Below are 10,177 nucleotides of genomic sequence, written 5' to 3' on the forward strand. Positions count from 1 at the left end.
ACGACCAGCACCGTGCGCGTGACCCCGGCTCCGGCCGGGGTCACCGCCGCGCGCTCAGGCCGCGAGCACGAGAACGCTCGCGGCCAGCAGGACGAGCGTCGCGCCGAGCAGGCGCGCGTGCCAGGCCCGTGCGACGTGCACGGCGCCGGTCGCCACGGCGGACTCGGCGCGATCGAGGTGTCCCGCGCGAGCGAGCACGGCGTGCCGGTCCACGATCGCGCGCAGTGTGTCCTCGGCCGTGCCGTCGACACGCTCGTCGTCGGCCGGCAGTGCGGGCGCCGCCGGTCCGCGGCGGCTCAGCCAGCGCGCGGAACCGCTGCTGCGGGCCGGGGCCCAGGCCTCGACCGCACCGTCGGTCGTCTCGATCCGCAGGCTGAACCGCACCTCGGCGTCACGGTACGTCGGCCAGGGGATCACAGCCGTGCGCCAGACGTTGCGCACGGTGATGCCCCCGTCGGACACCTCGACCTCGGGGCGCCAGTACGCCGCCCAGAGCAGCAGCACCAGCAGACCGGTGACCGGCAGCGCGCGCAGCGCGGCCGCCAGACCGTCGGTCGCGGCGATCGACGCCACAGCGACGACACCGGCCGCACCGGCCGCGACGGTCAGCCACCGTCCGTACCTCGACGAGAACCTCAGCGTGGGACCCACCCCGCCATGCTCCCAGACCAGCAGGTGAGCGCGGCCCTGACCGGGCGCCGCCACCTGACCCCGGAAGGATCCTGACCGTGGCCATCGACACCACCGACGCGCCGACTCCCGCCGACACGAGCGCTCCCGTGCTCGAGGTCCGCGACCTCGGCGTCGACTTCTACGTGGACGGCACGTGGTACCCCGCGGCCCAGGGCGTCTCCTACGACGTGCGGCCCGGCGAGGTGCTCGCGATCGTCGGCGAGTCCGGCTCGGGCAAGACGCAGTCGTCCATGGCGCTCATGGGCCTGCTGCCGCCGAACGGTCGCGCCCGCGGCTCGGCGAAGCTCGGCGACCGTGAGCTCATCGGCATGTCGGCCTCGAAGCTGCGACGCATCCGCGGCCGCGAGGTCGCGATGATCTTCCAGGAGCCGATGACGGCCCTGAACCCGGTCTTCACCATCGGGTTCCAGATCGTCGAGACGCTGCGCACGCACTTCGAGATGGGTCCGGCCGAGGCGCGTGCGCGCGCGCTCGAGCTGCTCACGCTCGTCGAGATCCCCGACCCCGAGGTCCGGATCGACTCCTACCCCCACCAGCTCTCGGGTGGTCAGCGTCAGCGCGCGATGATCGCGCAGGCGCTCGCGTGCGACCCGAAGCTCCTGCTGGCCGACGAGCCGACCACGGCGCTCGACGTGACCGTCCAGGCCGAGATCCTCAAGCTCATGCGCGACCTGCGCGAGCGCATCGACTCGGGCATCGTCCTCATCACGCACGACATGGGCGTGGTGGCGGACATGGCCGACAAGATCCTCGTGATGAAGGACGGCCAGGTCGTCGAGCAGGGTGAGGCGCGCGAGCTGTTCGCCCGCCCGCAGCACCCGTACACGATCAAGCTTCTGGACGCCGTCCCGCACCTGGGCCGCAGCGCCGAGGCGGCGGCGGCCGAGCGGGCGGGCACGGCGCCGGCGACCTCGACGGCGTCGGCCGAGGACCGTCCGCTGGTCCTGGACGCGCAGGACGTCGTGATCGAGTACCCCGGGCGCCGGCGCACGCCCGCGTTCCGGGCGGTGGACGGCGTGAGCCTCCAGATCCGCAAGGGTGAGGTCGTCGGTCTCGTCGGCGAGTCGGGCTCGGGCAAGACCACCGTGGGCCGCGCGATCGTCGGCCTGCTGCCCGTCACGAGCGGCAAGCTCAGCATCGTCGGCCAGGACATGGTCGGCGCGTCGATGCGCGACCTCAAGCCGCTGCGCACCAAGGTCGGCATCGTCTTCCAGGACCCGGGCAGCTCGCTCAACCCGCGGCTGCCGATCGGCGAGTCGATCGCCGAGCCCCTGCTGCTGCACCGAGGCGTCAAGGGCCAGGAGATGCAGCGCGCCGTCGAGCGGCTGCTCGACCAGGTCCAGCTGCCGCGCGCCATGCGCAACCGCTACCCGCACGAGCTCTCGGGCGGGCAGCGCCAGCGTGTCGGCATCGCCCGCAGCCTCGCGCTCGAGCCGCAGCTCCTGGTCGCCGACGAGCCGACGTCCGCGCTCGACGTCTCGGTGCAGGCGACGGTCCTCGAGCTGTTCCAGGAGCTGCAGCGCGAGCACGGGTTCGCGTGCCTGTTCATCAGCCACGACCTCGCGGTCGTCGAGATGCTCTCGGACCGCATCGCGGTGATGCACAACGGCAAGCTCGTCGAGGTGGGCGAGACCGCGCAGGTCGTCAACCACCCCGTCGACCCGTACACGCAGCGTCTGCTCGCGGCGGTGCCGGTGCCGGACCCCGAGGCGCAGCAGGAGCGCCGCGAGGCGCGCGACGCGCTCCTCGAGGCCCAGCGTCTCGAGCTCGCGCGTGACGAGGCGCACCAGGCGCACGAGGCGACGCGTCGCGAGATCCACGAGATCTCCGAGGTCGACAACGAGCGCGAGGCGGGGCGCGGCTTCTGACGGTCCCGACGGTGCCCGGCGCGGGCGGGGGGTGAGCGTGGCACGACGACCGGTCACGCAGCGTGTTGCCCTCGCCGCGGCCGTCGCCGTGGGCTTCGCCGCGCTCGTCGGCTGCACCGGTGACCCCGCGCCGCTGCCCTCGCTGACGGGCGGCGTGGTCGTGGCGGTCGACGTGCCGTTCGCCTCGCTCAACGCCGCGACTCCCCGTGGCCGGGCCCCCGGCTCGGTCCTCGTGCGCTCGCTCGTGCAGGACGGCTTCGTCTCGCTCGACGCCGGGGGCCGGGCCGTGCCCGACGAGGGGTTCGGCACGGTCGAGAAGCTCGCGGACGACCCGCTCACGGTCCGCTACACGCTCGCGCGCACCGCGACCTGGTCCGACGGCGTACCGGTGACCGCGGCCGATCTGCTGCTCGAGTGGGCGGCGCGCTCAGGTTCGCTCGACGACGTGGTGCCCGAGCTGGGCGACGACGGCGAGGTGGTCAACGGTGACGCGCTCGACTCGGGCGTCGCATTCGCCGCGACCTCGCGCGCGCTCGTGCACGCCCAGTCCATCCCGACGGTCGACGACGAGGGTCGCGTGACGGTCGTCTACGCGCGGCCCGTGCCGGACTGGCAGGTCGCGCTCGACGTCAACCTCCCCGCGCACGTGCTCGGCAGGGAGGCGCTCGGTGTCGAGGACGACGTGCAGGCGGCACAGGCCGTCGTCGCCGCGCTCACCGCGCCCGCCGACCACCACGACGACCTGAGCGCGCTGTCCCGCGCGTGGCGCACCGCCTACGACGACGACGCCCTCGCGGCGGCGGCCGGCGTCGCCGTCACCACCGGGCCGTACGCGGTGTCGAAGGTGCTGCCGGACCAGCGGGTCGAGCTCGTGCGCAACGAGCAGTACACCGGCTCGCGCCCCGCCCGGTTCGACTCGCTCGTCGTGCGGTCCGACGTGCACCCCCTCGACCAGGTGACGGCGCTGCGGGACGGTGAGGTCGACGTGGTCGCGCCGGTCGCGACGGCGGACGTGCGGGAGGCGCTCGACGACGCGGGGGCGCGGGTCGTCGCCGGTGGCGACGCGGTGTGGCAGCTCGTCGCGCAGGTCGCTCCCGGGGCAGTGCTGGCCGCGCAGGGCACCGACCCCGACCACGTGACTGCGGACGACGTGGCGCGCGCGGCGCAGGTGCGGCGTGCGCTGTGGGGCTCCGTGCCGCGCGAGCAGGTGGTCGACGAGGTGGTCGCACCGCTGTGGCCGCAGGCGGAGGTCGAGCAGTCGGTGCTCGCGACGGTCGGGGCGGGCGCCGGGGGAGCGGTCGACACGCGGACGGCGGACGTCGCCGGCGCGCGCGACGCGCTCGACGGGGCGCAGGTCACGACGCCTGTCGCGGTGCGGCTGCTCGCCAACACGGTCGACCCGCTGCGTGCGCACGTCGTCGACCTCGTGACCGCGCAGGCGCACGAGGCGGGGTTCGAGGTCGTCGCCGCGACGTCCGACCCGGCCACCGCGCTGTGGGCGGAGCCCGGCACCTGGGACGTCGCGCTCGTGCCGACCGTGCAGGACGAGCTGCCGGTCGCCTCGCTCGTCGAGCGGTGGGGGACCGACGGCGCGAGCAACGTGACCGGCTGGTCGGACGCCGCGACGGACGAGGCGGTCGCCGCGCTCGCCGCACAGCTGGACCCTGCCGCGCTGCCGGACGGCGAGGCCGCGCTCGCCGCGCGTCTCGTCGAGGCAGGTGCGCTGACGTCGCTCGTGCGCGCACCGGCCCTGACGGCGACGCGCGTCGAGGCGCTCGCGGGCCGTCCCGATGTCGGCGCGGTGCCGCTGCTCCAGCTCGCGCGCGCCGACCTCACCGACTGGTGGGCCTGGGCGAGCGCGTAGCTGACGCGTACGTCACACCCCGCGATGCGGGGTGAGCGAGTAAGATCGATCGGCGCCGCCGTCGGCGCGCACCCCCACACCCTGATTCGAGAAGAGCCCGCATGCCCTCGTCCGTCTCCGGTACGGCAGTCCGCGCCGACCTGCGCAACGTCGCGATCGTCGCGCACGTCGACCACGGCAAGACCACGCTCGTCGACGCCATGCTCTGGCAGTCGGGCGCGTTCGGCGCTCACGACCACGTCGACGAGCGCGCGATGGACTCCGGCGACCTCGAGCGCGAGAAGGGCATCACGATCCTCGCGAAGAACACCGCGGTGCTCTACCGGGGTCCGGCGGCGATCGCGGCGGGCCAGACCGACGGCGTGACGATCAACGTGATCGACACCCCCGGTCACGCCGACTTCGGCGGCGAGGTCGAGCGTGGCCTGTCGATGGTCGACGGCGTCGTCCTGCTGGTCGACTCCTCCGAGGGTCCGCTGCCGCAGACGCGGTTCGTGCTGCGCAAGGCGCTCACCGCGCAGCTGCCGGTGATCCTCGTCGTGAACAAGGTCGACCGCCCCGACGCGCGGATCGACGAGGTCGTCCACGAGGCGACCGACCTGCTCCTCGGCCTCGCCTCGGACCTGCACGAGGAGGTCCCCGACCTGGACCTCGACTCGATCCTCGACGTGCCGGTCGTCTACGCCTCGGCGAAGGCCGGCCGTGCGTCGCTGACCCAGCCGGCCGACGGCGCCCTGCCGGACAGCGAGGACCTCGAGCCCCTGTTCGCGACCATCCTCGAGAAGATCCCCGCGCCGACGTACGAGGAGGGCGCGCCCCTGCAGGCGCACGTCACGAACCTCGACGCGTCGCCGTTCCTCGGCCGCCTCGCGCTCCTGCGCGTCTTCAACGGGACGCTGCGCAAGGGGCAGACCGTCGCGTGGGCCCGGCACGACGGCAGCCTGCAGAACGTCCGGATCACCGAGCTGCTCGAGACCAAGGCGCTCGACCGCGTGCCCACCGACTCGGCGGGCCCCGGTGACATCGTCGCCGTCGCGGGCATCGAGGACATCACGATCGGCGAGACGCTGACCGACCCGGACGACCCGCGCCCGCTGCCGCTGATCACGGTCGACGACCCGGCGATCTCGATGACCATCGGCATCAACACGAGCCCGCTCGCGGGCAAGGGCGGCAAGGGGCACAAGGTCACCGCGCGCCAGGTCAAGGACCGCCTCGACAAGGAGCTCGTCGGCAACGTCTCGCTGCGCGTCGTCCCCACCGAGCGTCCCGACGCGTGGGAGGTGCAGGGCCGTGGCGAGCTCGCCCTGGCGATCCTCGTCGAGCAGATGCGCCGTGAGGGCTTCGAGCTGACGGTCGGCAAGCCGCAGGTCGTCACGCGCACGATCGACGGCAAGGTCCACGAGCCCATGGAGCGCATGACGATCGACGTCCCCGAGGAGTACCTCGGCGCGGTCACGCAGCTCCTCGCGCAGCGCAAGGGCCGCATGGAGACCATGAGCAACCACGGCACCGGCTGGGTCCGCATGGAGTTCGTCGTCCCGGCGCGCGGCCTGATCGGCTTCCGCACGCGGTTCCTCACCGACACGCGCGGCACCGGCATCGCGTCCTCGATCGCCGAGGGCTACGAGCCGTGGGCCGGTCCCATCGAGACGCGCCTCAACGGCTCGCTCGTCGCCGACCGCGCGGGCGTCGCGACACCGTTCGCCATGCTCAACCTGCAGGACCGCGGCACGTTCTTCGTCGAGCCGACGTCCGAGGTGTACGAGGGCATGGTCGTCGGCGAGAACGCGCGCAACGAGGACATGGACGTGAACATCGCCAAGGAGAAGAAGCTCAACAACATCCGCTCGTCGACGGCGGAGTCGTTCGAGAACGTCGTCCCGCCGCGCAAGCTGACGCTCGAGGAGTCGCTCGAGTTCGCGCGCGAGGACGAGTGCGTCGAGGTGACGCCGGAGGTCGTGCGGATCCGCAAGGTCGTGCTCGACCAGACGGAGCGCGCGCGGATCTGGTCGCGCACCAAGAAGGGCTGACGTGAGCTCGTCGTCGGGGCAGCGGTCCGGTGGCCTGCTGGCCGTCCACGCCCACCCCGACGACGAGACGCTCGCCACCGGGTCGCTGCTCGCGACCTGGGCCGCCGCGGGTCGGCCCGTGACCCTGGTGACCTGCACGCGCGGCGAGCGGGGCGAGGTCATCGGTGCCGCGCTCGCGCACCTGGAGGGTGACGGACCGGCGCTCGCGGCGCACCGCGAGACCGAGCTGGCGGCCGCGACGGCCGCGCTGGGCGTCACCGACCACCACCTCCTCGACACCCTGCCCGGCTGGACCGGGGGCCGCCTCGAGGACTCCGGCATGGCCTGGGCCGACGAGGGACGCCGCGCAGTCGCCGCCCCCGACGCCGTCGCTGCCGGCACGGCGTTCTCGGTGCGCCCGCTCGACGAGCTCGCTGCGCCGCTCGCGGCGCTCCTCCTCGACCGTCGGCCCGACGTGGTCGTGACGTACGAGCCCGGCGGCGGGTACGGCCACCCCGACCACGTGCGGGCGCACGAGGTCGCGCACCGGGCCGTCGAGCTCGCGGCACTGGCCGGCGAGCCGTACTCGGTCCCCGTCGTGCTGTGGGCCGCGCAGGGCCGCACGCGCGCGCAGGCCGCACGCCGGGCGCTGCGGGCCGTGGGAGCCGACCTCGACGGACTGACCGCCCCGGCGGACGACGACGTGTTCGCGTCCGTCGTCGTGCCCGACGACGAGATCGCGCTCGAGGTGGACGTCGCGCCCGTGCGGGACGCGGTCCTCGCCGCCCTGCGCGCGCACGCGACGCAGGTGCAGGGCGTCGAGCCGGTCGAGGGCGACGCCGCGCTCGTCGGGCGGTACGCGCTCAGCCTGGGACTCGCCGAGCCGGTGCTCCCCGTGGAGCAGTACCGCGTGGCGGTCCCGGACGGGCTGCGCGGCGCGCGTGAGCCCCTGCCGGACCTGGGCTGGCCCGCAGGGGTCCGGCCGGTAGCCTGACGCCGTGCAGCCGCTGACCCCGCAGACCTTCGTGCGGGCCTTCCTCGCCTTCCTCCTCGGTGTCGTGATCGGCGCGCTCGGGACCGTCGTGCATCGCGGCCTGCCCCCCTGGGGACTGCTCGCCGCGCTCGCCCTGGTCCTCGCCGCGACCGTCATGGTGCGCGCGTGGGGTGGCTGGACCGCCTACGTCGGGATCGCGGGCGGCGTGTTCCTCGCAGTCCAGGTGCTCACGCAGACGGGGCCCGGGGGCGACGTGCTGATCCCGGCGGGCGACAACGTGAACTCGCCCTGGCTGGGCGGGGCCTGGATCGGGGGGTCGATCCTCGTGCTCGTCCTGGGTGCGCTCGCGCCGCGGAGGTGGTTCGACGACACCCCGCGCCCACCGCGCCCACCGCGCGCGTCCGAGAGCACCGACGGCGCGGCGTGACCGCGACCAAGGACGAGTTCCGCGGGGCCGTCGCCGCGCTGCCCGGGGGCGTCGCCGTCGTCACGACGACGTGGCGCCGGACGGTCTGGGCGATGACCGTGAGCTCGGCGTCCTCGGCGTCGCTCGAGCCCCCGCTCCTGCTGTTCTGCGTGCACTCCGACGCGCGCCTGCGCGACGCCCTCGACGAGGTCGACACGTGGACCGTGAGCGTGCTCGGCGCGGGCCAGGGCCCCGTCGCCGACTGGCTCGCCTCGCCCGGCCGTCCGGCCGTCGACCAGCTGGCCCGCGTCCCGCACCACGCGGCGTCCGTCGCGTCGGGCGTGCGTCTCGACGGGGCGGCTGCGTGGTTCGAGTGCCGCACGCTCGCGCTGCACGGCGCGGGCGACCACGACGTCGTCGTCGGCGAGGTGCTCGTGGCGGAGCGCGGCGCCGCCGACGCGGGCGGGTTGGTGCACCTGGACGGGCGACTGCGCGACGTACGCTGAGGCTCGCCCGTCACGCGACGCGACTGGGTCGTGGACGCGGCGTGGAGCGCACGTGCAGGGGTCGGGCAGACCTCTCACCTGCGGCGCCACGGGCGCGCGCGTGCGCGTGGCTCGGCGCTGCGCACCGTAGAATTGCCGGGCGCAACACGACCGAGCAGGGGAAGCGATGACCGACCGTACCGACGTCGACAGCCCGGACCACGACGAGCCGTCGAAGCCAGCGTCCGGCGACGAGGTCGTCTGGCCGGTATGGGGCGCGGGGGAGCGCCGCGCGGCGCTGCACGACGAGACCCGGCAGATCCCGGTCGTCACCGAGGCGGCGCCGCCCGCCGACGAGCCCACGGCGCCCACCGAGGCGTCGGCCGAGCGGGCTCCCGACGAGCCCGTCGCCGCTGACGAGCCTGCCGTCGACGAGACGACCGCCGACGAGCCAGCCGTCGACGAGACGACCGCTGAGGAGCCTCCCGTCGACGAGACGACCGCTGAGGAGCCTCCCGTCGACGAGCCTTCCGTTGACGAGTCGACCGCCGACGAGCCTGCCGCGGACGAGCCCGACGAGCCTGCCGTTGTCGAGACGAACGCGGACGAGGTCGCCGACGAGGCGCCGTCCGACGAGCCCGAGCACGCGGAGCCCGCAGCCGACGAGCACCCGTCCGACGAGCCTGCCGTTGTCGAGACGAACGCGGACGAGGTCGCGCGGGACGCGGCTTCGGTCGACGAGGCATCCGCCCACGAGACCGCGTCCGATGAGGCGGCTGACACGGTGGCGTCCGACACGGTGGCGTCCGACACGGTGGCGTCCGACACGGTGGCGTCCGATACTTCGGCGTCCGAGGAGGTCACCGACGAGCCTGCGTCCGCGGAGGCTGAGCCCGAGCCCGCCTCCGTGGAGATCGCCGACGAGCCCGCGCCTGGGGTCACCGGCGAGACCGTGAGCGGCGCTTCCTCGGCCCCGAGCGAGGACGTGGCGCCTGACGCACCGGAGCAGGTCGCACCGCGGTCCGATGATCAGCGCGCCGAGCCGTCCGTCGTCGAACCGGTCGAGCCGACCGAGTCCGCCGCCCCCGAGGCCGCCGAGCCTGTCGCCGGCACGGACGAGAGCACGACCGAGCCGTCCGCCCAGGCGCTCGCCGCTGAGGCGACCCCCTCCGCGGAGTCCGTGGCCGCCGCTGAGACGTCCGTCTCGGCCGACGAGGCCGGATCCGAGGCTCCCGCAGCGGTCACCGACGAGCCCGCCGCGACGACTCCGCGCGCAGCCGAGACGGTGGTGATGGCGCCGGCGACTGACGAGACGGTGGTCATGGCACCGACCGTCGACGAGACGGTCGTGACCACGCCCCAAGCTCGGACCGCTCCGGCCGGACCTGCGGCGGCAGCCGCCCCCGCGCCGGTCACCCCCGCTCCCGCAGCCCAAGCCCCCGCGGTGCAGCAGCCCGTGGTGCAGCAGCCCACGGGCGGGGTCGCTCCCGGTGCGGTGCCCGAGCGGTCGTCGGTGCTGCCCGGTCGTGCGGACCGCACGAGCGTGCTGCCGGCCGCCACGGCCGCGAGCCCTGCTCCGACGCCCGCTCCCGCACCGGCCGACCCGACGCAGCCGCTGCCCCCTGTGGGTCCGGCGCGCGTCACGGCGGGCGCCGTGCCGCAGACCCCGCGCGAGCCCTCGCCGTTCGACGCGTTCGAGCCCGAGGAGCGCGAGCGCCGCTGGCCGCGCCGCCTGCTGATCGGCGCGGGTGTGCTCGTCGTGCTCGGTGGCGCGTACGTGGGCGCGAGCTACGCGACTGCCGACCGCGTGCCGCGCGGTGCGTCGGTCGCGGGCGTCGACATCGGCGGGCGCTCG

The 10,177-nt window shown here is 74.6% G+C and carries 7 protein-coding genes and 1 pseudogene; 7 read left to right on the top strand and 1 reads right to left on the bottom strand.

The window, feature by feature from the left end:
- Positions 1-54: 54 nt before the first annotated feature.
- The gene (locus CWIS_RS17835; RefSeq protein WP_197080877.1) at positions 55-651 is read right to left on the bottom strand and encodes a PH domain-containing protein; all 597 of its coding nucleotides are present in this window, start codon (positions 649-651) and stop codon (positions 55-57) included.
- Between the two features lie 77 nt (positions 652-728).
- Here CWIS_RS17835 and CWIS_RS16155 point away from each other — a divergent pair, with 77 nt between their 5' ends.
- The 7 genes and pseudogenes from CWIS_RS16155 to CWIS_RS19090 form a co-directional block, all read left to right on the top strand.
- Positions 729-2,561, top strand: a complete 1,833-nt coding sequence (locus tag CWIS_RS16155) for an ABC transporter ATP-binding protein (RefSeq protein WP_048344363.1) — start codon at positions 729-731, stop codon at positions 2,559-2,561.
- 37 nt (positions 2,562-2,598) lie between these two features.
- Positions 2,599-4,425, top strand: coding sequence for an ABC transporter substrate-binding protein (locus CWIS_RS16160; RefSeq protein WP_197080878.1), 1,827 nt, complete (start codon positions 2,599-2,601; stop codon positions 4,423-4,425).
- A gap of 101 nt (positions 4,426-4,526) precedes the next feature.
- Positions 4,527-6,458, top strand: a complete 1,932-nt coding sequence (gene typA / locus CWIS_RS16165) for a translational GTPase TypA (protein WP_048344365.1) — start codon at positions 4,527-4,529, stop codon at positions 6,456-6,458.
- Position 6,459: 1 nt separating this feature from the next.
- Entirely contained in the window at positions 6,460-7,431 is a 972-nt protein-coding gene (locus tag CWIS_RS16170) for a PIG-L family deacetylase (RefSeq protein WP_048344366.1), read from the top strand.
- Between the two features lie 4 nt (positions 7,432-7,435).
- Positions 7,436-7,858, top strand: coding sequence for a hypothetical protein (locus CWIS_RS16175; protein ID WP_048344367.1), 423 nt, complete (start codon positions 7,436-7,438; stop codon positions 7,856-7,858).
- A complete protein-coding gene (locus tag CWIS_RS16180) occupies positions 7,855-8,343 on the top strand; it encodes a flavin reductase family protein (RefSeq protein ID WP_048344368.1) in 489 nt (162 codons plus the stop codon). The genes CWIS_RS16175 and CWIS_RS16180 overlap by 4 nt, the downstream gene beginning before the upstream one ends.
- A 166-nt stretch (positions 8,344-8,509) precedes the next feature.
- Positions 8,510-10,177: pseudogene (locus CWIS_RS19090) on the top strand (hypothetical protein); the annotation flags it as partial.

Source organism: Cellulomonas sp. A375-1 (assembly GCF_001040865.1).
Classification (GTDB): Bacteria; Actinomycetota; Actinomycetes; order Actinomycetales; family Cellulomonadaceae; genus Cellulomonas; species Cellulomonas gelida.